Annotated in this window: 20 protein-coding genes, 2 pseudogenes and 2 riboswitches; of the genes and pseudogenes, 13 read left to right on the plus strand and 9 right to left on the minus strand. The window is 64.8% G+C overall.

Annotation, left to right across the window (positions count from 1 at the left end):
• Positions 1-34 precede the first annotated feature (34 nt).
• A complete protein-coding gene (locus tag WB785_RS09885; protein ID WP_424078822.1) occupies positions 35-937 on the minus strand; it encodes a class I SAM-dependent methyltransferase in 903 nt (300 codons plus the stop codon).
• Between the two features lie 63 nt (positions 938-1,000).
• On the opposite strand from WB785_RS09885, the gene WB785_RS09890 reads away from it, so the two are divergent.
• Positions 1,001-2,473, plus strand: coding sequence for a PLP-dependent aminotransferase family protein (locus tag WB785_RS09890; protein ID WP_424078792.1), 1,473 nt, complete (start codon positions 1,001-1,003; stop codon positions 2,471-2,473).
• On the opposite strand, the gene WB785_RS09895 is transcribed toward WB785_RS09890, so the two are convergent.
• Positions 2,409-2,942 carry a methyltransferase family protein gene (locus WB785_RS09895; RefSeq protein ID WP_424078794.1) on the minus strand — a complete coding sequence of 178 codons (534 nt, stop codon included), beginning with the start codon at positions 2,940-2,942 and terminating at the stop codon, positions 2,409-2,411. The two genes, WB785_RS09890 and WB785_RS09895, sit on opposite strands and share 65 nt — an antisense overlap.
• Before the next feature lie 100 nt (positions 2,943-3,042).
• On the opposite strand from WB785_RS09895, the gene WB785_RS09900 reads away from it, so the two are divergent.
• The 3 genes from WB785_RS09900 (at position 3,043) to WB785_RS09910 (ending at position 4,516) form a co-directional block, all read left to right on the plus strand.
• The gene (locus tag WB785_RS09900) at positions 3,043-3,654 is read left to right on the plus strand and encodes a TetR family transcriptional regulator (RefSeq protein ID WP_424078795.1); all 612 of its coding nucleotides are present in this window, start codon (positions 3,043-3,045) and stop codon (positions 3,652-3,654) included.
• Positions 3,655-3,737: 83 nt separating this feature from the next.
• Complete coding sequence (locus tag WB785_RS09905; protein ID WP_424078797.1) at positions 3,738-4,106, plus strand: DoxX family protein; 369 nt, start codon at positions 3,738-3,740, stop codon at positions 4,104-4,106.
• A gap of 20 nt (positions 4,107-4,126) precedes the next feature.
• Positions 4,127-4,190: riboswitch (guanidine-III (ykkC-III) riboswitch) on the plus strand.
• Positions 4,191-4,201: 11 nt separating this feature from the next.
• On the plus strand, positions 4,202-4,516 hold the full coding sequence (locus WB785_RS09910; RefSeq protein ID WP_424078823.1) for a DMT family transporter: 315 nt from the start codon (positions 4,202-4,204) through the stop codon (positions 4,514-4,516).
• On the opposite strand, the gene yhjD is transcribed toward WB785_RS09910, so the two are convergent.
• Together yhjD and trpS are read right to left on the minus strand one after the other, a co-directional pair.
• Positions 4,513-5,541, minus strand: coding sequence for an inner membrane protein YhjD (gene yhjD, locus WB785_RS09915; RefSeq protein ID WP_424078798.1), 1,029 nt, complete (start codon positions 5,539-5,541; stop codon positions 4,513-4,515). The genes WB785_RS09910 and yhjD overlap by 4 nt on opposite strands.
• A gap of 9 nt (positions 5,542-5,550) precedes the next feature.
• Positions 5,551-6,567 carry a tryptophan--tRNA ligase gene (trpS, locus tag WB785_RS09920; RefSeq protein WP_424078800.1) on the minus strand — a complete coding sequence of 339 codons (1,017 nt, stop codon included), beginning with the start codon at positions 6,565-6,567 and terminating at the stop codon, positions 5,551-5,553.
• Between the two features lie 160 nt (positions 6,568-6,727).
• On the opposite strand from trpS, the gene WB785_RS09925 reads away from it, so the two are divergent.
• The gene (locus WB785_RS09925) at positions 6,728-7,564 is read left to right on the plus strand and encodes an alpha/beta fold hydrolase (RefSeq protein ID WP_424078801.1); all 837 of its coding nucleotides are present in this window, start codon (positions 6,728-6,730) and stop codon (positions 7,562-7,564) included.
• On the opposite strand, the gene WB785_RS09930 is transcribed toward WB785_RS09925, so the two are convergent.
• A complete protein-coding gene (locus WB785_RS09930; protein ID WP_424078802.1) occupies positions 7,551-8,783 on the minus strand; it encodes an NADP-dependent isocitrate dehydrogenase in 1,233 nt (410 codons plus the stop codon). The two genes, WB785_RS09925 and WB785_RS09930, sit on opposite strands and share 14 nt — an antisense overlap.
• A gap of 158 nt (positions 8,784-8,941) precedes the next feature.
• Between WB785_RS09930 and WB785_RS09935 the strand changes: the two are divergent.
• Both WB785_RS09935 and WB785_RS09940 read left to right on the plus strand, forming a co-directional pair.
• Positions 8,942-9,061: pseudogene (locus WB785_RS09935) on the plus strand (nuclear transport factor 2 family protein); the annotation flags it as partial.
• 11 nt (positions 9,062-9,072) lie between these two features.
• Positions 9,073-10,113, plus strand: coding sequence for an LLM class F420-dependent oxidoreductase (locus WB785_RS09940; RefSeq protein ID WP_424078803.1), 1,041 nt, complete (start codon positions 9,073-9,075; stop codon positions 10,111-10,113).
• Here WB785_RS09940 and WB785_RS09945 read toward each other — a convergent pair.
• Entirely contained in the window at positions 10,110-12,350 is a 2,241-nt protein-coding gene (locus WB785_RS09945; protein WP_424078805.1) for an NADP-dependent isocitrate dehydrogenase, read from the minus strand. The genes WB785_RS09940 and WB785_RS09945 overlap by 4 nt on opposite strands.
• A gap of 179 nt (positions 12,351-12,529) precedes the next feature.
• Positions 12,530-12,650: riboswitch (SAM riboswitch) on the plus strand.
• Positions 12,651-12,822: 172 nt separating this feature from the next.
• Here WB785_RS09945 and WB785_RS09950 point away from each other — a divergent pair.
• The 3 genes from WB785_RS09950 to WB785_RS09960 are packed head-to-tail and all read left to right on the plus strand — an operon-like array spanning position 12,823 to position 16,060.
• A complete protein-coding gene (locus WB785_RS09950) occupies positions 12,823-14,193 on the plus strand; it encodes a bifunctional o-acetylhomoserine/o-acetylserine sulfhydrylase (protein ID WP_424078807.1) in 1,371 nt (456 codons plus the stop codon).
• 11 nt (positions 14,194-14,204) lie between these two features.
• Complete coding sequence (gene metX, locus WB785_RS09955; protein WP_424078808.1) at positions 14,205-15,332, plus strand: homoserine O-acetyltransferase MetX; 1,128 nt, start codon at positions 14,205-14,207, stop codon at positions 15,330-15,332.
• Positions 15,329-16,060, plus strand: a complete 732-nt coding sequence (locus tag WB785_RS09960; RefSeq protein ID WP_424078809.1) for a class I SAM-dependent methyltransferase — start codon at positions 15,329-15,331, stop codon at positions 16,058-16,060. Before metX ends, WB785_RS09960 begins: the two co-directional genes overlap by 4 nt.
• Before the next feature lie 15 nt (positions 16,061-16,075).
• Here WB785_RS09960 and WB785_RS09965 read toward each other — a convergent pair whose 3' ends face one another.
• Positions 16,076-17,527, minus strand: coding sequence for an FAD-binding protein (locus WB785_RS09965; RefSeq protein WP_424078811.1), 1,452 nt, complete (start codon positions 17,525-17,527; stop codon positions 16,076-16,078).
• Positions 17,528-17,651: 124 nt separating this feature from the next.
• Between WB785_RS09965 and WB785_RS09970 the strand changes: the two are divergent.
• Positions 17,652-18,053 (plus strand): annotated as a pseudogene (locus tag WB785_RS09970) (DUF732 domain-containing protein); the annotation flags it as partial.
• Here the strand turns inward: WB785_RS09970 and WB785_RS09975 are convergent.
• Together WB785_RS09975 and WB785_RS09980 are read right to left on the minus strand one after the other, a co-directional pair.
• Positions 18,053-18,334, minus strand: coding sequence for a DUF3017 domain-containing protein (locus WB785_RS09975; RefSeq protein WP_424078812.1), 282 nt, complete (start codon positions 18,332-18,334; stop codon positions 18,053-18,055). The pseudogene WB785_RS09970 and the gene WB785_RS09975 overlap by 1 nt on opposite strands.
• Positions 18,331-19,176, minus strand: coding sequence for a bifunctional methylenetetrahydrofolate dehydrogenase/methenyltetrahydrofolate cyclohydrolase (locus WB785_RS09980; RefSeq protein WP_424078813.1), 846 nt, complete (start codon positions 19,174-19,176; stop codon positions 18,331-18,333). The genes WB785_RS09975 and WB785_RS09980 overlap by 4 nt, the downstream gene beginning before the upstream one ends.
• Before the next feature lie 15 nt (positions 19,177-19,191).
• Here WB785_RS09980 and WB785_RS09985 point away from each other — a divergent pair, with 15 nt between their 5' ends.
• Together WB785_RS09985 and WB785_RS09990 are read left to right on the plus strand one after the other, a co-directional pair.
• Positions 19,192-20,430 (plus strand): NADH:flavin oxidoreductase, encoded by a 1,239-nt coding sequence (locus WB785_RS09985; RefSeq protein ID WP_424078814.1) that lies wholly within the window; start codon positions 19,192-19,194, stop codon positions 20,428-20,430.
• Between the two features lie 60 nt (positions 20,431-20,490).
• Positions 20,491-20,924: FHA domain-containing protein (locus tag WB785_RS09990; protein WP_424078815.1), on the plus strand; the 434-nt coding region annotated here is incomplete at its 3' end.

Here is a 20,924-nt window from a genome sequence, read left to right on the forward strand (position 1 = left end):
ATCGTCGGTGAGCCCAGCAAGAGCCTCATCTCTCTCATTTCGTGTGTTGGTTGGTTGGTGCAGCACGCTGGGCGCAGGCGATTGCCAGCCAGTCGTGATCGGCGAGCCCGCGACGGCACGCCGGGTCGTAGCGCCGCAGGAGTGTGGAGACGCTTGCGTGTTCGCGACTGGTGAAGCCATGGGCGGCAAGCAGACTATCCAGGCCGGCTGCGGTGAAGCCGCTGCGATACGGTTCACCGCGCCGTGCAACAAGGCGGGCAACCCGGCGAGCACTTTTCCACCGGCTAGTTGCAGTGGCGACGTCGGCTTCGATGTAGTCCAGCACAAGATGGCTGCCGGGCGCGCAAAGTGTCGCGAGGTCGGCAAGAGTTTGATCGATCGCGTGGCCGGTCAGATACGGGGTCACCCCGATCCAGGCGATCACGCTTCGTCGGTCCGGGTCAAACCCGCTGTCCAACAATCGCCCGCGGAGCACGCCGTCCTCGAAATCGCATGGCACCCAGACTGTTCTGTGGTTGTCTGAGACATTTCCGATCACCGCACGCTTGTCCTGTTGGGTGGTGGGCGCGTCGACCTCGAAGATGGTCACCGGGGTCCCGGCCAACCGAAGGCTGGTGCTGTCGAACCCAGCACCGAGCAGCACCAGCTGATCGACGCCATCGCTGATGGCTGCCCGACATACGTCATCGACATAGCGCACCCTGAGCACGATGTGGGCATGTAGTCCGCCCCACAGCCAATCGAACACGCGGATGGCCGCGTCGGCCGCCACCCGGTGGGCCAGCACCGCTCGTAACAGCGGGTGGCGGACGAAATATCGCGAGTATGGGTCGTCGAGGAGCCGACGACCCGGCGGCAGCAGCGTTTCCGCGGCACGTTGGGCGGCGTTGATCTGCGCGGTCAAACTCGCCTTACGGTCAAGGCGCCGACCAGTCACGACGAAACTCGTCACAGCATTCGACGCTACGAGGTGACCGGTTCACCTGTAAGGTCCAATTCCATGCCGGATTCATGGACCAGTGGTGCTGCCGGAGTCGACTTGCACCTCGACATTCCGCCGGGTCGAGGGCGGCGCAATGCTTTGGAAGATGCACTGCGGCGGGCTATCCGGGACGGGCGGCTAGCCCACGGCGAGCGGTTGCCGTCGTCGCGCGGGCTTGCTGCGCAACTGGGCCTCGCGCGCGGAACTGTCGTGGAGGCTTACACCCAACTGACCGCCGAGGGATACCTGCGTACCCGTCCGGGCGCCGTAACCGAGGTGGCGCATGGACCGGGAGTCCAGCCGCGCATCGATGCCACGCCGATTGCGTCGCGCATCATCGCTGACTTTCGCCTCGGACGCCCCGACCTCAGCATGTTCCCTCGCGCGGATTGGCTCCGTGCGCTGCGGCGCGCTTTCACTGTGACGCCGCATGCGGAGTTAGGTCCACTCGACCCGTGCGGATCCGACCGACTGCGCGCGGAACTCGCGAATTATTTGGGCCGGGTGCGCGGCGTGCTCACCACCGCCGAGCGCATCGTGATCTGCAGCGGATACACCCAGGGTCTGCGGCTGGTGTGTGACACACTCGCCGCTGCCGGAGCGCGAGCGATCGCCATCGAGGACCCGTGCCTTCCGGACCACCGCGCGACCGCCATCGCCAGTGGGCTCGACGTCATTCCGATTGACGTCGACGGCGACGGGGCCCGCCCCCAAGGGTTCAGCCCGCCAACACTTTCGGCGATGGTCCTCACCCCGGCCCACCAGGCCCCGCTGGGCGCCACATTGGCCGCCGAGCGCCGCGCGCAATTCGTGCGGATCGCGACTCAATGCGACGCCTATGTCGTCGAGGACGACTATGACGGCGAATTCCGCTACGACCGCCACCCCATCGGTGCGCTGCAGGGACTTGCCCCTGAGCGGGTCATCTACGCCGGCAGTGCCAGCAAGAGCCTGGCGCCCGGACTTCGGCTGGGTTGGCTGGTGCTGCCCGCCGACCTGATGGAGGCAGTTGTCGAGGCCAAGCGCCGCGCCGACCGAGGCAGCGATGTGCTGACGCAACTGGCGTTCACGGAGTTGATCGAAAATGGCGCCCTCGACCGACACGTGCGACGAATGCGGCGGCGTTACCGACATCGCCGCGACGCACTCGTGGCTACCCTCGCCCGCTATGCGCCGAACATGCCGGTGCGCGGGATCGCTGCGGGCTTACACGCCGTTGTGCTGCTGCCACAAGGAGTTTCGGAGGGTGATGTGCTGGCCGCTGCTGAAGAACGGCAGATCGCGCTTACCGGTTTGGCGCCCTTCTGGCATCGAAAATCGCGCGGTACACCAGGACTTGTGCTCGGTTACGGCACACCGTCGGAACACGAATTCGCCAGTGCGCTCGAACATCTCGGACGCTTGCTGCGTGATGTCGGATGTACGCCTATGCGCTCGGCGTCCAAGCCGAAATTCGGGGGACCCAGGCCGGGACGTTCTGCCGATAGTTGACGTACTCGTCGCCGTAGCGCTGAGCGAGATGGGGTTCTTCCCAGAACCGGATGAAAGTCGCGAGGCACGCGAAGAAGATCGCAAACCACAGCAGCAGCCAACCCGACGCCGCGACGGCCGCCTCGCCGAGCAGGATGGCCAGCACACCGCTGATCATCGGGTTGCGCACATGCCGGTACGGACCCTGCACGACGAGGTGGACCGGTTCTCCGAGCACCTTGCCGACGCCAAGCGTTCCCTTACCCTCTCGGTCGAACAGCAACACGGTCCAGACCAGCAGGCCCAGCCCGCCGGCGATCAACAGGCCGCCGACCGCCGCCAGCCCCGCGATCAGCGGCGAACCGTAATCCGGCAGGTGGGCCCAGTCCAGGATCAGCGCCGGTATCAATAGCGACATGGTGACCGGAGCGATCAGAACCGAGATCAGATGCCGCCACCACAGCCGTCGTTCACGAGTTTCCGCAACCATCTCTAGCTCCTTCCTTTCTGATACTTCAACCCTCGTTGAAGAACAACAGTACGCCGCTCGAAGACCTAACGTTAACGTGCGTTGAAGTATGCTGCTGTGCATGTCAGAGCCCCGGCGCCCGGGTCGGTGGCGGACCGGCCAGCAGAACCGCCAGCGGATCATCGATGCCGCACGCGAACGTTTCATGCGCAACGGGTACGAGCGAGCCACCGTGCGCGCGATCGCCGCGGACGCGGGCGTGGATGTTGCGATGGTCTATTACTTCTTCGGCAGCAAGGAAGGGTTGTTCAGCGCATCGACGCTGACCGGTCCCGAGCACCCGTTGCACCAGTTGGCCACGCTGCTCGACGAAGGTGCCGACGACGTCGGCGAGCGACTGGTACGCCGTTTCCTCGAGCACTGGGACGAAGGCGGCGTCTTCGAGCCGTTCCTGACCCTGTGGCGGTCGGCGGCCATCCAGCCTCAGGCCCGAGAGGTGCTGCACGACACCATCGCCGGACCGGTCGCCCAGCGGATCGCCGCGGAGTTCGGAGTCGACGATGCCGAGTTGCGCGTCGAGCTGGTGGCCAGCCACTTGGCGGGGTTGGCTTTCGCGCGTTACCAACTCAAGCTCGAACCGATCGCGTCAACCCCCGCCGAAGAGGTTGTCGGCTGGATTGGGCCGACCGTGCAACGCTATCTGACCGGACCGAGCCTGCGCCTCGACAACTGACCGGCCACTTCGGCCGGCACTGTCACATTGCGCTGCGGCACCGCGTCATACATGTGAAACGACCATCAATTTGGGAGATCACGATGAACGCACTGCTATGGACCTTGCAGGTGTTACTGGCCGTCGTCTTCGCCGGATCGGGCGCAGCGAAGATCAGCCGGTCCAAAGATCAGCTCATTGCCAGTGGCCAGACCGGCGTCGCGCCGTTTCCGTTGCCGGTGATTCGCGTCACCGCGTTGTGTGAATTGCTAGGCGCAGTCGGGATACTCGTCCCCCGACTGGTGGGCATTGCGCAGTTTCTCACTCCGGCAGCAGCCGCCGGCTTCGCGATCGTCATGGTGGGTGCCATCGGATCACACGCCTACCTACGCGAACCCCGTAACGTCGCTCTGACCAGCGTGATTTTCATCGCCGCCGTCACCGTCGCCGTCGGCACTGCAACTATCCGATAGGCACCGGTTTGCTACCGTCGGACATGTCAGCAACTGACACCGGACGAGGGGCACCGTACCCGGCCAGCGAAAAGACGGCGCAGGAAAGGTGCATGATGGCCTGGCTGGTGTTGGTGGCGTCGGGGGTTCTGGAAGCCGTGTGGGCGACCGCTCTGAGCAGGTCCGACGGCTTCTCCCGTGTGCTGCCCTCGGCGGTTTTCGCTGTCGCGCTGGTGTTCTCGATGACCGGGCTGGCGTTCGCGATGCGCAGCCTGCCGACCGGAACGAGCTACGCGGTCTGGGTGGGTGTCGGGGCGGTGCTCACCGTCGGCTATGCGATGCTGACCGGTGACGAGACAGGATCGGCCGTGAAGCTGGTCTTGATCGCCGGTGTGGTCGGCTGCATCGTGGGTCTGAAGCTGGTCAGCTAATCGTTGTTGCGTCGGAGCAGTCGGGAAAGCCCAAGCGCGCCAACGGCGCCCACTGCGGCGGCGGCGAGTGCCTGCCGCGCTTTGAGACCGTCGTTCACCTGCACGCGCGTGGTGATGACCGCGGGCTCGGGTGGCTCTACCGACCCCACCCGCGAATTTTCCGTCGACGTCGCCGCCCACGCGGTGGCGAACAGCAGCAGCCGCGCGGTGATGTAGGCGAATACCATTAGGCCAAGCACCGGCCCGAATGTCGCGCCGGCGGGGCTGTGCAACACGGACTTCAGGAAAATCGACGCGACCAACTTGAACAACTCGAAGCCGATTGCCGCGATCAGCGCCGCCCGAACCACGCTGCCGAATCTGACTGGCTCCCTGGGCAATCGGGCGATCATCCAACAGAACACCAACCACGAAACCAGCAACGACACCAGTATCGATACCGACCGAAGAATGCCGTCTAGGACTGGCGCGTTGTCAATACCAAGCCACCCCAACACCTTGGCCATCGGTGCCGCGCTTGCGAGTGCACTGAGGGCGAGCGTGGCGAAAATCGCCACGAACGACGACAAGAAGGCGGCCAGATCAGAGAACTTGGTGCGAACGAACCCTTGCGAATGCGCATCCTGTTGCCACATTTCGCTGAGTGCGACACGAAGGTTGGCCATCCAACCCAGGCCGGCCCAGGCCGCGGTGGCCAAGCCGATGACACCGACCGATGCCCGCGAGTTGATCGCCGATTTCACCAGGTCGACAACTTGGTGCCCCAACGCGCCTGGCACCGCCGCCGTGACCTTGTTATCGATCGTGGTCAGCAGGTCAGGCCGACGCGACAGCAGAAACCCAGCGACGCTGAAACTCACCATCAACACGGGAAATAACGCGAAGATTGTGTAGTAGGTCAGTCCGGCGGCGAAGTAGTTACCCTTGCAGTCGTCGAAGCGATCGTTGGCGCGCATCGCGTGATCGAACCATCCGTACCGCGCCCGCAGCCGATCCAGAATTCCTGGTTTGCCCGGCTCACTCATGACAACACGCTAGGGACGTTTCGGCAGGAACCCGAGTCGGTCGTAGACCCGGTCGACCGTTTTTGCGGCCACGTCCTCGGCCCGTGCCGCACCGGCAGCCAGGACAGCCACCAATTCGGCTGGATCCGAGAGCAACTCGTCGACCCGGGTTTTGATCGGAGTCACGAATTCGACCACCGCATCGGCGGTGTCCTTCTTCAGATCGCCGTAGCCGCGTCCCTCGTACCGCTGCACCAACGCATCGACCTCGACGCCGGTAACCGCGGATTGAATGCTCAGCAAGTTGGAAACGCCGGGTTTGGCGTCCGGGTCGTATCGGATCTCGCGTTCGCTGTCGGTCACCGCGGAGCGAATCTTCTTGGCGGACACGGTCGGAGCGTCGAGCAGGCTGATCAGCCCGGCATCGGTGGCAGCCGACTTGCTCATCTTCGACGACGGGTCTTGCAGGTCGTAGATCTTGGCGGTGACCTTGGGAATCAGCAACTCGGGAACCACAAACGTGTCCGGGAACCGGCTGTTGAACCGCTGTGCGACATCGCGGGCCAGCTCCAGATGCTGACGCTGGTCTTCGCCGACGGGCACCAGTTCGGCGTCGTAGGCCAGCACGTCGGCGGCCTGCAGCACCGGATAGGTGAACAAGCCGACCGTGGTCGCGTCGCTGCCCTGCCGCAGCGACTTGTCCTTGAACTGCGTCATTCGCGAAGCTTGGCCAAAACCGGTGAAACAGCCCAGCACCCATGCCAACTGGGTGTGGGCGGGAACGTGGCTCTGCACGAAGATCGTGCTGCGGCCGGGGTCGATACCCAACGCCAGATACTGCGCGGTCGTGACCAGAGTCCGGCGCCGCAATACTTCGGGGTCCTGCGGGATGGTGATGGCATGCAGGTCGACGACGCAAAAGAACGCGTCATAGTCGTCTTGCAACTGGGCCCACTGCGTGACGGCCCCCAGCGCATTTCCGAGGTGCATCGAGTCGGAGGTCGGCTGCACGCCGGAGAAGACCCGACGGGATCCAGCGTCACTCATTGACGCCGCTCTCCCCCGCAAGCGGGAGGTGCCCCCACCTCATCGCTACCCTTCTCAATGTCGCTGGCGTGGTGCTCATGATGGCTTGATCTTTTCACGGAGACGGCGGCCCTTATCCTCTTGCTTGCGGTACCGCTGGTATCACCTTACTGTCGGCTGCATGACGACTCGCTCGCCCATCCATCTCGGGTCCGGCGAACCGGTCCTGCTGCTGCATCCCTTTTTGATTTCGCAGCTGGTCTGGCACAAGGTTGCTCCGCGGTTGGCCGATACCGGCCGCTACGAGGTGTTCGCCCCGACTATGGCCGGTCACAACGGTGGCCCGTACGCCGGCACATGGTTGCTGAGCTCTGCGGTGTTGGCCGATCATGTCGAGCGGCAACTCGACGAGCTGGGCTGGAGTACCTGTCACATCGTCGGCAACTCGCTGGGCGGCTGGGTGGCCTTCGAGCTGGAACGTCGAGGGCGGGCACGCACGGTGACCGGCATCGCGCCGGCCGGCGGATGGACCCGCTGGGCGCCGACCAAGTTCGAGGTGATCGCCAAGTTCATCTCGGGGATGCCGTTCTGGGCGCTGGCCCGGTGGGCGGGGCCCCGCGCGTTGCGCCTGCCGTTCAGTCGTCGGCTAGCCACCCTGCCGGTCAGCGCCTTGCCGGACGGGGTGACCGACAGTGAACTCGAAGCCATCGTCGACGACGTGGCGCATTGCCCCGCTTACTTCCAGCTGCTGGTCAAATCCATGCTGCTGCCCGGGCTGTTGGAGTTGGCGCAAACCGACGTTCCCGCGCACCTGGTGCTCTGCGAAAAGGACCGGGTGTTTCCGGGGCCCCGATCCCACCGGTATTTCAAGGCACAGCTTCCCGACGGGACGCGAGTGACGGAGCTCGACGGCGTCGGACACATTCCGATGTTCGAGGCGCCGGAACGAATCACCGAAGTCATCACCAGCTTCCTCGACGAGCACATTCCGCCGATCCGAGAGGTCAAGTCGAGCTGAGCGCCTTGTCCAGGTTGTCGGCGATCGTGCCGAGGAATTCCTCACTGGTCTGCCAGTCCTGATCCCCGCCGATCAGCAATGCGAGGTCCTTGGTCATCTGACCGCCTTCGACCGTGCTGACGACGACCTCTTCCAGCTTCTCGGCGAACTCACTCACCTCGGGTGTGTCGTCCAGCTTGCTGCGGTGCTCGAGCCCGCGCGTCCAGGCGAAGATCGACGCGATCGGATTGGTGGAGGTGGCCTTGCCCTCCTGGTACTGCCGAAAGTGGCGGGTGACCGTGCCATGGGCGGCTTCGGCCTCGACGGTCTTGCCGTCGGCGGTCATCAATACCGACGTCATCAGCCCCAGTGAGCCGTAACCCTGGGCGATTGCGTCCGACTGCACGTCGCCGTCGTAGTTCTTGCACGCCCACACATAACCGCCTTCCCACTTAAGCGACGCGGCCACCATGTCGTCGATTAGCCGGTGCTCGTAGGTGAGGCCGGCTTCTTCGAACTTGTCCTTGAACTCCTCGTCGTAGATGCGCTGAAACTCGTCTTTGAACATGCCGTCGTAGGCCTTGAGGATGGTGTTCTTCGTCGACAGATACACCGGGTAGTTCTCTTTCAGGCCGTAGGCGAACGACGTGCGGGCGAAGTCCTGGATCGAATCCTTGAAGTTGTACATCCCCATCACGACGCCGCCGTCGCCGGGAATGGACACCATCTGGTGCACGATCGGCTCGCCCTCGTCGTCCGGGGTGAAGGTCAGTGTGACGGTTCCGGGCCGGTCGACCTTGAAGTTGGTCGCACGGTACTGGTCGCCAAAAGCGTGACGGCCGATGATAATCGGCTTCTTCCAGCCCGGAACCAGCCGCGGCACGTTCGAAATCATGATCGGCTCGCGGAAGATGGTGCCGCCCAGAATGTTTCGGATTGTTCCGTTGGGTGATGACCACATCGTCTTGAGGTTGAACTCTTTGACCCGGGCCTCGTCGGGAGTGATCGTGGCGCACTTGACGCCCACCCCGTGTTTCTTGATCGCGTAGGCAGAGTCGATCGTCACCTGGTCGTCGGTGGCGTCGCGGTGCTCGATGCCCAGGTCGTAGTAGTCCAGGTGGATGTCGAGGTGCGGCAGGATCAGCTTGTCTTTGATCCACTTCCAAATGACCCGCGTCATCTCGTCGCCGTCGAGCTCTACCACCGTGCCTTCGACTTTGATTTTTGCGCGGCTGGACATGAAGCCCAGACTACAAGGAAAGCCCCTTTTCACCGGTCACAGCGGCTGAGGCTGCGCCCTGACGCTGTTCGATGATCGCCCCTCCGACAAAACCCGCCAGGCCACGCTCGGCCCCGATTCCCCCACCGGCTAGAGATGCCGGCCCCCTCGGCGCGTACTTTATCGTCATGGTGCGGCCGCTGTCGGGAGCGACGGCGTTGTCGGAAGCGATGGGTGCCCAATTCCAGCGGATCCAGCACGAGGCGCTCGAGCTGGCCGACCAGTTCACTAGAGCCTAGGAGTAACAAGCATGCGGATCGGGTTGGGAATCAACTATGCCGGCGGGTTCAAAGAGGTGGCCGCCGAGGTGGCGGACCTCGAACGCGCGGGATTGGACATCGTCTTTGTCCCCGAGGCCTATTCGTACGATGCCGTCAGCGCGCTGGGCTACTTGGCGGCCAGTACCGAGCGGGTTGAGTTGGCGTCGGGCATCCTGCAGCTCTACACCCGAACGCCCACGTTGACGGCGATGACGGCGGCGGGCCTCGACTATGTCTCCGACGGCCGGTTCACGCTGGGGCTGGGCGCGTCCGGCCCTCAGGTCATCGAGGGTTTCCACGGCGTGCCCTACGACGCCCCGATCGGCCGCACCCGCGAAGTCGTCGACATCTGCCGCCAGGTGTGGCGTCGCGAAACTCTGCAGCATCAGGGCAAGCACTACACCATTCCGTTGCCCCCTGAACAGGGCACCGGGCTTGGCAAACCGCTCAAGCTGATCAATCACCCTGTCCGGGAACGCATTCCGATATTGATCGCTGCGCTCGGCCCCAAGAACGTCGAGCTGGCCGCCGAGATCGCCGAAGGTTGGCAACCGATCTTCTATCTGCCGGAGAAAGCGCAGGACGTGTGGGGGCAGGCGCTGGCCGCCGGTCAGGCCAAGCGCGATCCCGCGCTGGGCAACCTCGACGTGTTCGCCGGACCGACACTGGCCATCGGCGAAAACGTCGAGCCACTACGCGAATTCGTCAAACCCCACCTGGCGCTCTACATCGGCGGGATGGGCGCCAAGGGCAAGAACTTCTACCACACGCTGGCCACCAGTTACGGCTATGGTCCGCAAGCCGACCGCATTCAGGAGCTCTACCTGGCCGGCGACAAGGACAGCGCCGCCAAGGCGGTGCCCGACGAGCTCGTGCGCGACGTCAACCTGATCGGCGCACCCGGGTTCGTTAAGGAACGGGTCGCGGCGTTCCGGGAGGCGGGCGTGACGACCTTGAACGTCGCGCCGATGGCAGCCACCTCTGCCGAGCGGGTCAAGCTGATCGAGACGCTTCGCAACATTGTCGACTAAGCCCGCTGTGCGTCCTCCAACGCCGCGTTGAGGGTTTTGCTCGGCCGCATCACCGCAGTGGTCTTCTCGTCGTCCGGCCGGTAGTAGCCGCCGATATCCACAGCGTCGCCTTGGGCTTCGGCGAGTTCAGCGACGATGACGTCTTCGCTCTCGGTCAACACATCGGCGAGTGCGGCGAAGTGTTTCTGCAACTCGCCATCATCGGTCTGGGCGGCCAGTTCCTGCGCCCAGTACATCGCCAAATAGAACTGGCTGCCCCGGTTGTCGAGCTCACCGGGCTTGCGCGACGGGCTCTTGTTGTTGTCCAGCAGTTTGCCGATCGCAGCGTCGAGCGTTTTACCCAGGATCTTGGCCCGCTCGTTGCCGGTTTTGATCCCGACGTCTTCGAAACATGCTCCCAATGCCAGGAATTCGCCGAGCGAATCCCAGCGCAGGTGGTTTTCTTCGACCAGTTGGTGGACGTGCTTGGGCGCTGAACCGCCCGCTCCTGTTTCGTACATGCCGCCGCCGGCCATCAACGGCACGATGGACAACATCTTGGCGCTGGTGCCCAGTTCCAGGATCGGGAACAGGTCGGTGAGGTAGTCGCGCAGGATGTTGCCGGTCGCGGCGATGGTGTCCAGCCCGCGGACGACGCGTTCAAGCGTGTACCGCATCGCCCACACCTGCGGCATGATCTGAATCTCGGCACCTTCAGTGTCGTGGTTCTTCAGGTATGCCTTGACCTTCTTGCGCAGCTCCACCTCGTGGGGACGTTCGGTGTCAAGCCAAAAGACCACCGTCATACCGGAATTGCGGGCACGCGTCACAGCCAGCTTGACCCAGTCCTGGATCGCCGCGTCGGTGACAATGGGCATGCGCCAAATGTCGCCGGTTTCCACGTTTTGCGTCAGCAGCACCTCGCCGGTGTCGATGTCGACGATGTTGGCGACGCCGTCCTCGGGGATCTCGAAGGTCTTGTCGTGGCTGCCGTACTCCTCGGCCTGCTGGGCCATCAAGCCAACGTTGGGCACGGTGCCCATGGTGGTTGGATCGAACTGGCCGTGCGTCTTACAGAAGTTGATCATCTCCTGATAGATGCGACTGAAGGTGGACTCTGGGTTGACGGCCTTGGTGTCCTTGAGTTTGCCGTCAGCGCCGTACATCTTGCCGCCCGCGCGGATCATCGCCGGCATCGACGCGTCCACGATTACGTCGCTGGGTGAATGAAAGTTGGTGATGCCCCTGGCCGAATCCACCATCGCCAGCTCGGGACGGTGCTCGTGGCAACGGTGCAGATCGTCGATGATCTCGTCGCGCTGCGACGCCGGCAGCGACTCGATCTTGCCGTAAAGATCGGATAGCCCGTTATTGACGTTAACGCCCAGCTCTTCGAACAGGTCGTGGTGTTTGGCGAAAGCGTCTTTGTAGAAGACCCTGACCGCGTGTCCGAAGACGATGGGGTGTGAGACCTTCATCATGGTGGCCTTCACATGCAACGAGAACATCACGCCGGTCTCGTATGCATCTTCCATCTCGCTCTCGTAAAAGTCGTAGATCGCGTTCTTGCTCATGAACATGCTGTCGATGACGTCGCCTTCCTGCAGCGACACCTTGGGTTTGAGCACGATCGTCTTGCCGCTTGTGGTCTCCAACTCCATCTTGACGTTGCGCGCACGATCCAGCGTCATCGACTTCTCGCCGTGGTAGAAGTCGCCGGTCCGCATGGTTGCGACATGGGTACGCGACGCCATCGACCAGTCGCCCATGCTGTGCGGGTGCTTGCGCGCGTACTCTTTGACGGCCTTAGGCGCGCGACGGTCCGAATTGCCCTGCCGCAGAACTGGATTCACGGCGCTGCCAAGGCATTTGGCATAGCGGTCCCGAATTTCCTTGTCCTCGTCTGTTTTCGGGCTTTGCGGATAGTCCGGAATCTTGAAGCCTTTGCCCTGCAGTTCCTTGACGGCGGCGATCAGCTGCGGCACCGAGGCGCTGATGTTCGGCAGCTTGATGATGTTGGTGTCGGGTTGCTGCGTCAGCCGGCCCAGTTCGCCCAGGTTGTCCGGCACTTTCTGGTCGTCGGTCAGATAATCGGGGAACTCGGCGAGGATCCGGGCGCCTACCGAGATGTCACTGCTCTTGATCTCGATGCCCGCCGGCTCGGCGAAGGCACGCACGATCGGCAGAAAAGAGTAGGTCGCCAGCAGCGGCGCCTCATCGGTCAGCGTGTAGATGATGGTCGGCTGTTCGGCGCTCACGGTCTGTCTCCCGGTATAGGTTTCACGTCTTGACGGGCTTCGCTGTGTAACTCACTGCCACGTTATCAAGGGCGTTTCGCCTGGTGTCGACCTCGATGTCGGCTCTGCGAACCGAAGTACCCCGGTCAGCGCAGCAGACCGCTGGCACGCGATCGGCTTGATGAGCTAAGCTTCATTTCGGTCATGAGCGCCAGCGTCAAGCCCCGGCTTGCTGGCCGGCAACCCTCCAACCGCGGTGGGGTGCCCCGGGTGATGACCAGGTTGAGTAGCCAAAACCGGCTACGTCGGCAAGCGCGGGTCCGCGATGACGGGCCCCCCGAGTAGACAGGGAAGCCTGATGCGCACCTATTTGGGCTGGCTCATCGTTCGTCGCAGTTGCTGAACGCATGGCTGCCGGTTGACGTCGTTTCAGATGACGTCCCGCGCGGCTGCGAGCACTCGACCACCCAATTCCTCCCAGAAAGACATCCACGTGAGCTCCGAAACCAACGCTGATAGCGAAACCGACCCGACCGCGCACTGGTCGTTTGAAACCAAACAGATCCACGCCGGCCAGCAGCCGGACCCGACCACCAGCGCCCGGGCGCTGCCGATCTACCAGACCACGTCGTACGTCTTCGACGACACCGCACACGCCGCGGCGCTGTTCGGGCTGGAAGTCCCGGGCAACATCTACACCCGCATCGGCAACCCGACCACCGACGTCGTCGAGCAGCGCATTGCCGCGCTGGAGGGCGGTGTGGCCGCGCTATTCCTGGCCTCCGGGCAGGCCGCGGAAACCTTCGCGATCTTGAACGTGGCCGGCGCCGGCGACCACATCGTGTCCAGCCCCCGGCTCTACGGCGGCACGTACAACCTGTTCCACTATTCGCTGCCCAAGCTGGGCGTCGACGTCAGCTTCGTCGAGGACCCCGATAATTTGGAATCCTGGGCTTCAGCGGTGCGCCCGAACACCAAGGCGTTTTTTGCCGAGACCATCTCCAACCCCCAGATCGACGTGCTGGATACCCCCGGCGTCTCCAGGGTGGCCCACGAGCACGGCGTTCCGCTGATCGTCGACAACACCGTCGCCACCCCCTACCTGATTCAGCCGATCGCTCAGGGCGCCGACGTCGTGGTGCACTCGGCCACCAAGTACCTCGGTGGGCACGGCGCAGCGATCGCCGGCGTGATCGTCGACGGCGGCACTTTCGACTGGTCCCAGGACCGCTTCCCGGGCTTCACCACCCCCGACCCCAGCTACCACGGCGTGGTGTACGCGGAGCTGGGGCCGCCGGCGTTCGCGGTCAAAGCGCGGGTGCAGCTGCTGCGCGACTATGGGTCGGCGGCGTCGCCGTTCAACGCGTTCCTGATTGCGCAAGGCCTGGAAACCCTGAGCTTGCGTATTGAGCGCCATGTCGCCAACGCCCAGCGGGTCGCCCAATTCCTGGACGGCCACGACGATGTGCTTTCGGTCAACTACGCGGGCCTGCCCAGCTCGCCCTGGTACGAGCGGGCAAAGAAGTTGGCGCCCAAGGGAACCGGAGCGGTGTTGTCGTTCGAGTTGGCCGGTGGTATCGAGGCGGGCAAGGCGTTCGTCAACGCGCTGAAACTGCACAGCCACGTCGCCAATATCGGAGATGTGCGATCGCTGGTGATTCACCCGGCCTCGACGACGCATTCGCAGCTCAGCCCCGCCGAGCAGCTGTCCACTGGCGTGAGCCCCGGGCTGGTTCGGCTGGCCGTGGGCATCGAGGGCATCGATGACATCCTGGCCGACCTCGAGCTTGGCTTCGCCGCGGCTCGAAAATTCGGCGATGCAACGGCCGGCAGCGGTGACCCGCACGCCGTGGCGGCGTTCTGAGGCGGCCCGCGATGACGATCTCAGACGTGCCCACTCAGACACTGCCCGCCCAGGGCGAAGTCGGCGTTGTCGACATCGGCTCGCTGACCTTGGAAAGCGGCGCGGTAATCGACGACGTCAGCGTCGCCGTTCAGCGATGGGGCGAACTGTCGCCTACCCGCGACAACGTCGTGGTGGTGCTGCATGCGCTGACCGGCGATTCGCACATCACCGGACCGGCCGGCCCCGGGCATCCGACGCCGGGCTGGTGGGACGGCATCGCCGGCCCGGGCGGGCCAATCGACACCGACCGCTGGTGCGCGGTGGCCACCAATGGGCTGGGTGGGTGCCGCGGCTCCACCGGGCCGAGCTCGCTGGCCCCGGATGGAAAGCCTTGGGGTTCCAGGTTTCCGTTGATCTCGGTGCGAGACCAGGTCGAGGCCGACGTGGCCGCGCTGGCGGCGCTAGGTATCACCGAGGTCGCCGCCGTAGTCGGCGGATCGATGGGCGGAGCCCGCGCGTTGGAGTGGATCGTCGGCCACCCCGACCGGGTGGGCGCGGGCCTGCTGCTGGCGGTGGGCGCGCGCGCGACAGCCGACCAGATCGGCACCCAGTGCACCCAGATCGCGGCCATCAAAGCCGACCCGAACTGGCAGGGCGGTGACTACCACCGCACCGGCCGCAGCCCGGATGCCGGGCTGCACATCGCCCGCCGCTTCGCCCACCTGACGTATCGCGGCGAGATCGAGTTGGACACCCGTTTCGCCAACGACGCGCAGGCCGACGAAGACCCAGCGGATCCGGGCGGGCGTTACGCAGTGCAGAGCTACCTCGAACACCAGGGTCGCAAGCTGGTGTCGCGCTTCGACGCCGGCAGCTATGTGGTGCTGACCGAGGCGCTATCCCGGCACGATGTCGGCCGCGGCCGCGGCGGCGTGGCCGCGGCGCTGCGCGGTTGCCCGGTTCCGGTGGTGGTCGGCGGAATCACCTCTGACCGGCTGTACCCGCTGCGCCTGCAGGAGGAACTCGCCGAGCTGTTGCCCGGCTGCAGTCAGCTGCAGATCGTCGACTCGATCTACGGACACGACGGCTTCCTGGTGGAAGCCGAAGCGGTCGGTGACCTGGTACGGCAGACCCTCGACTTGGTGTGCCCGCGGTGACCCAGGCCGGGCAGGACCGCTCATTGTCATTTGGCTCTGAAGCGGCCGCATACGAGCGCGGCCGGCCGTCATACCCGCCGGAGGCGATCGACTGGCTGCTGCCGGCCGGCGCTCGCGACGTGCTGGACCTCGGTGCCGGGACGGGCAAACTGACCACCCGGCTGGTGGAGCGAGGCCTCGACGTCGTGGCAGTCGACCCGATCGCCGAGATGCTGGAGATGCTGCGCCGCTCGCTGCCGGACACACCGGCGCTGCTCGGCACCGCGGAGGAGATTCCGCTGGCGGACAACAGCGTCGACGCGGTGCTGGTCGCGCAGGCTTGGCACTGGTTCAACCCGCAGCGAGCGATTCCCGAAGTGGTCCGGGTGCTGCGGCCAGGCGGCCTACTGGGTTTGGTGTGGAACACCCGCGACGAGCGACTCGGCTGGGTCCGCGAGCTGGGCAACATCATCGGCCGCGACGGCGATCCGGTCCGTGACAGAGTGACGCTGCCAGATCCGTTCACCGAAGTGCACCGTCACCAGGTCGAGTGGACGAATTACCTTACGCCGCAAGCATTGATCGACTTGGTAGCTTCTCGCAGCTACTGCATCACTTCGCCGACCCAAGTGCGCACCAAGACACTGGACCAGGTGCGCGAATTGCTGGCCACCCATCCGGCATTGGCGAACGCCGGAGGCCTTGCGCTGCCCTACGTCACGGTTTGCGTGCGCGCGACGCTGTCCTAAGTGGCCGCTCGGCGGTCAGAAGTTGAGCCCGGAGAACATGATTCGCCCTGGGTCGTATTTCTGCCGGACGCCGCTGAGCCGGGATAGGTTCTCGCCGAAGTAGCGTGACGGCGCCTGGTTTGCCTCGATGTAGTTCACATAGCCGCCGACCGAATACGGTCGCACCGCTTGATGGGCGGCGTTGAGCCAGCCGGTCGCTGCCGCGGGATCACCGGTTTCGACGTACCACTGCACCAGCGCGGACTGTTGACGCCACGGGAATGCGCTGGCCCCGGGCGCCACGCTGGCGAGCGCGCCGTCGAGGGCGTGCATGATCGCCAACATGCGGCCCGCGCCACGAGGAAAGGCGTCGACCGCCGAGGCGATCCCTTGGGCAGCGGCCGGGGTGATCGTCGTAAAGACGTCGGATCCGCCGACGTATCCCAGCGGCGACGGGTTGAGGTTGCCGACGGCAAGGTAATTTACCAAGTCCAAGTAGTTGAACGTGTGGTTTTCGGTCCCGGTCGGTTGGATCCCGACGGCCGAGGTGATGGCGTTCGCCACGCTGCTACCCGACCCGGCCGGACAGGTCGCGAGGATGCGACAGTGGGTGCCCATCGCGTCGACGGTGGCGTCGGCCAACGCCCAGCTGCTCCGGTCGGCGGTGCGAAGCCAGTTCTGCCAACCGACGAGGACCTGTGCGAACGATTGCGGCGGGAAGTTGAGGTTCACCGCGTCGACGTCGGTGGTGGGGAACGTCGCAAAGGTCAGCGAGGTGGTCACGCCGAAGTTGCCGCCACCACCACCTCGTAACGCCCAGAACAGGTCAGGGTTGTCGGTGGCAGATGCGGTGACCGCCTGACCGCTGGGCAGTACGACCGACGCCGATCTCAACGCGTCACACATCAGGCCCGCATGGCGGGAATGGGCGCCCAGCCCGCCGCCCAGGGCGTGTCCCGAGGCGCCGACGGATGGGCAGGTACCCGTAGGGATCCCCCGGCCGGCCGCGGCCAGCGTCTGGTGCATCGCATACAAACTGGTCGCCGGCGTCACCGTGACCTGGCCGGTACCGGCGTCGTAATTGATTCCGCCCGGAAGCTGACGCAAGTCGAGCACCATTGTTCCGTTGGCCGTGGACGCACCCACATAGGAGTGCCCGCCACTGCGCGGAGCGACTTTGAGGTTGTGGGCGGCAGCGAATGCCATCGCCTTTTGCACGTCCGCCGCCGATGTCGGGACGACGATCACCGCGGGCGTGGAGGAGTTGTAGTTGGTGTTGAAAACCTGTTTGGCGGTGGCGAATTGGGGACCGTTGTCCGGTCCTATTACTTGCCCACCGATCGCGGAGGCGAGCGGGCCCCAACCGGAGGCAATCGGATCGGCGCCGGCCCGGCCCAAGCCAGCTCGTCCCGGTCCGAGGATCGCGCCGGCGGCTAATGCTCCGACGGCACCACGCAGAAACGTCTGGCGCGAAATCTCACGCGTCACGTCCCGCATTGTCGATCACGAGAACCGCGGCGCCGCATGACGTGTCGCGGAATATCTGAAACGTGCGCGAACCTTAACCTCACCGTGTCGTGAACGTGACCGCGGTAAATCAAGGTTGCACAACATGGCGACGCTCGACATCACCCGCAACCATCTGGCCGTTCGTCTGCTGCTCGGCGCCGGTTGCCTGATCACAGCGGCCGTACTGGTTTCGCCGCCGGTGCGGGCAGACCAAAACGACGACAGCTTCATCGACGCCCTGAGCCACGCCGGCGTCGAGTACGGCGAACCGGGCAACGCGATGGCCGTGGGCCAGTCCATCTGCCCGATGCTCGCTCAACCGGGCGGTAACTTCGCCGCCGTCGCATCGAGAGTCGGTAGCCGGGGCATGTCACCGCAGATGGCTCAGCTGTTCACCACGATTGCGATCCAAACCTACTGCCCAGAAGAGATGGCAAACATCCTTGGCGGCAACGTATCTGGCCTACAGCAGCTCCCGGGCGTGCCGGGCATGATTCCAGGAATCTAACGGGTACCCAGCGGGTCGATCGTCCAGGCGATATAGACCATTGCCGTCGCGACCACCGCCATCGTGGTGAAGTCAATTCCCTTGCTGCGCAGCACCAGAAGCCCGGCACGGTCTTCGGTCAACGCTAGCCGCAATACTGCGGCTAGCCCGACACCGATGCCGATCAGCAGCGCCCCGCGGCGCCAGAAGTTCGCCGCCGCAAGCGTGAATGCCACGACGAAGGTCAACATGACCGTCACGATCGGCCACTGAGAGCGGAAGAGCTGCCGCAGACTCATTGCCCTTCGGCCAATTCGACGACGTTCGTCAACAGGAACGCACGAGTCAGCGGGCCGACACCACCGGGATTTGGCGACACCTGACCGGCCATGTCCCACACGCCTGGGTGCACGTCGCCAACCAGCCCGTCGGCGGTACGGCTGACACCGACATCGACGACAGCGGCACCGGGGCGAACCATGTCAGCCGTCAGCATGTGCGGCACCCCGACCGCCGCCACAATGATGTCCGCCTGCCTGGTCAACGCGGGCAGATCACGAGTTCCGGTGTGGCACAAAGTCACCGTGGCGTTCTCTGAGCGGCGGGTCAGTATCAGCCCCAGCGGACGACCGACCGTGACACCGCGACCGAGGACGACGACGTGCGCGCCGGCGATCTCGACGTCAAAGCGCCGCAACAGGTGGACGATGCCGCGCGCGGTGCCCGGCAGCGGGGCCGGGGTACCGAGCACCAGCCGGCCGAGGTTGGTCGGGTGCAACCCGTCGGCATCCTTGTCGGGGTCGACACGCTCCAGCGCTGCGTTCTCGTCTAGTTGCTTGGGCAGCGGCAACTGCACGATGTAGCCGGTGCACTCGGGGTTGGCGTTGAGTTCGTCGATGGTCTCGTTGAGCTTGGCCCGGCTGATATCGGCCGGCAGGTCGCGGCGCAGCGAGGTGATGCCGACCTTGGCGCAGTCGGCGTGCTTTCCACGGACGTAGGCCTGCGACCCCGGGTCGTCACCCACCAGGATGGTGCCCAGGCCCGGTGTCCGCCCTGCAGCGGTCAACGCCGCCACCCGTTGCTTCAGGTCGACGAAGATCTCGTCGCGCGTGACTTTGCCGTCCAACGTGATTGCACCCACGCCCGACAGTCTTCCATGCCCGCGTACGCTCCTGACATGCCCGAGATCCCGGACGTGCTGAGCCCCGCCAAACTGGGTCCGATCACCCTGCGCAACCGCATCATCAAGTCCGCAACGTTCGAGGCCCGCACGCCCAACGCACTGGTCACCGACGACCTCATCGAATACCACCGGTTGCCCGCCGCAGGCGGGGTCGGCATGACCACGGTCGCCTACTGCGCGGTCTCCCAGGGAGGTCGCACCGAAGGCAACGGAATCTGGATGCGCCCGGAGGCAGTGCCCGGCTTCCGCCGGCTCACCGACGCGATCCACGCCGAGGGCGCGGCGGTCAGCGCTCAGATCGGCCACGCCGGTCCCGTCGCCAACGCCAAAACGAATAAGGCCACCGCCCTGGCGCCGGTGCGGTTCTTCAACCCCATCGGCATGCGATTCGCCAAGAAGGCAACCCGCGACGACATCGACGACGTCATCGCCGCACATGCCGACGCCGTCCGACTCGCCATCGAAGCCGGGTTCGACGCCGTCGAAATCCATTTGGGCCACAACTATTTCGCGAGTTCCTTTCTTTCTCCGTTGATCAATCGGCGGGCCGACGAGTTCGGCGGATCACTGGAGAACCGGGCCAAGGTTGCCCGCGGAATGGTGATGGCCGTTCGGCGCGCAGTGGATGAAGAGGGCACACCGATCGCGGTGACCGCCAAGCTCAACATGGCCGACGGTGTGCGCGGCGGTATCCCGGTCGAAGAGGCGCTGACCACGGCCAAGTGGCTACAGGACGACGGCGGGCTGGACGCAATCGAGCTGACCGCGGGCAGCTCACTGGTCAACCCGATGTATCTGTTCCGCGGGGACGCACCGCTGAAGGAGTTCGCCGGCGCCTTCAAGCCGCCGCTGCGCTGGGGCATGCGCATGACGGGTAAGAAGTTTCTCCGCGAGTACCCCTACCGTGAGGCCTATCTGCTGCGCGACGCCAAGCTGTTCCGCGCCGAGCTGACGATGCCGCTGATCCTGCTCGGCGGCATCACCAACCGGGAAACGATGGACCTCGCCATGGCGGAGGGATTTGATTTTGTGGCGATGGGTCGGGCCCTGCTGGCCGAGCCCGACCTGATCAATCGGATCGCCGCCGACGGAGACGCGCATACCGTGCATTCGGCGTGCACGCACTGCAACCGGTGCATGCCGACGATCTACAGCCGTACCCGCTGCGTGGTAACCGGCGCCCCTGACTCCGCGGGCCATCAGAACCCGTGATGCAAGCCGGCTATTCGTGTCGCGGTCTGTGCCTCGAGCCGAGCAGCTAAAGTTGGGGCGATGAGTCAAGCAGCGCCGCCCGTGCTGACAGTCCGCTACGACGGATCTCAACGCACTTTCGCCGCAGGCCATGACGTGGTTGTCGGGCGAGATCTGCGTGCCGACATGCGCATCACGCATCCGCTGATCTCGCGCGCGCATCTACTGCTGCGCTTCGAGCAAGGGCGCTGGCTGGCCATCGACAACGGTTCGTTGAACGGAACTTACGTCAACGGGCGTCGGGTGCCGGTGGTTGACATTCACGACGGCCAGACCATCAACATCGGCAATCCAGACGGGCCGCAACTTGCGTTCGAGGTCGGTCACCACGCGGGGATGGCCGGCCGGCCTCCGCAAACCGCGTCGATGCGCGCTGTCCAACCGGCTGCGGCCGGCAGGCCGCCATCTCCTCAGCCACCGCACCTAGCGCGTCCGGCAGCGGGCCCTCCCCCGGG

The organism is Mycobacterium sp. (assembly GCF_049585075.1).
In the GTDB taxonomy this organism is placed as follows: domain Bacteria; phylum Actinomycetota; class Actinomycetes; order Mycobacteriales; family Mycobacteriaceae; genus Mycobacterium.

What these genes read in the sequence shown, in the direction of transcription:
- WB785_RS09890 (WP_424078792.1), top strand. Translation starts at nt 1,001, where the DNA reads ATGCCGGATTCATGGACCAGTGGTGCTGCCGGAGTCGACTTGCACCTC.
- WB785_RS09895 (WP_424078794.1), bottom strand. Translation starts at nt 2,942, where the DNA reads ATGGTTGCGGAAACTCGTGAACGACGGCTGTGGTGGCGGCATCTGATC.
- WB785_RS09900 (WP_424078795.1), top strand. Translation starts at nt 3,043, where the DNA reads ATGTCAGAGCCCCGGCGCCCGGGTCGGTGGCGGACCGGCCAGCAGAAC.
- WB785_RS09905 (WP_424078797.1), top strand. Translation starts at nt 3,738, where the DNA reads ATGAACGCACTGCTATGGACCTTGCAGGTGTTACTGGCCGTCGTCTTC.
- WB785_RS09910 (WP_424078823.1), top strand. Translation starts at nt 4,202, where the DNA reads ATGGCCTGGCTGGTGTTGGTGGCGTCGGGGGTTCTGGAAGCCGTGTGG.
- yhjD (WP_424078798.1), bottom strand. Translation starts at nt 5,541, where the DNA reads ATGAGTGAGCCGGGCAAACCAGGAATTCTGGATCGGCTGCGGGCGCGG.
- trpS (WP_424078800.1), bottom strand. Translation starts at nt 6,567, where the DNA reads ATGAGTGACGCTGGATCCCGTCGGGTCTTCTCCGGCGTGCAGCCGACC.
- WB785_RS09925 (WP_424078801.1), top strand. Translation starts at nt 6,728, where the DNA reads ATGACGACTCGCTCGCCCATCCATCTCGGGTCCGGCGAACCGGTCCTG.
- WB785_RS09930 (WP_424078802.1), bottom strand. Translation starts at nt 8,783, where the DNA reads ATGTCCAGCCGCGCAAAAATCAAAGTCGAAGGCACGGTGGTAGAGCTC.
- WB785_RS09940 (WP_424078803.1), top strand. Translation starts at nt 9,073, where the DNA reads ATGCGGATCGGGTTGGGAATCAACTATGCCGGCGGGTTCAAAGAGGTG.
- metX (WP_424078808.1), top strand. Translation starts at nt 14,205, where the DNA reads ATGACGATCTCAGACGTGCCCACTCAGACACTGCCCGCCCAGGGCGAA.
- WB785_RS09975 (WP_424078812.1), bottom strand. Translation starts at nt 18,334, where the DNA reads ATGAGTCTGCGGCAGCTCTTCCGCTCTCAGTGGCCGATCGTGACGGTC.
- WB785_RS09985 (WP_424078814.1), top strand. Translation starts at nt 19,192, where the DNA reads ATGCCCGCGTACGCTCCTGACATGCCCGAGATCCCGGACGTGCTGAGC.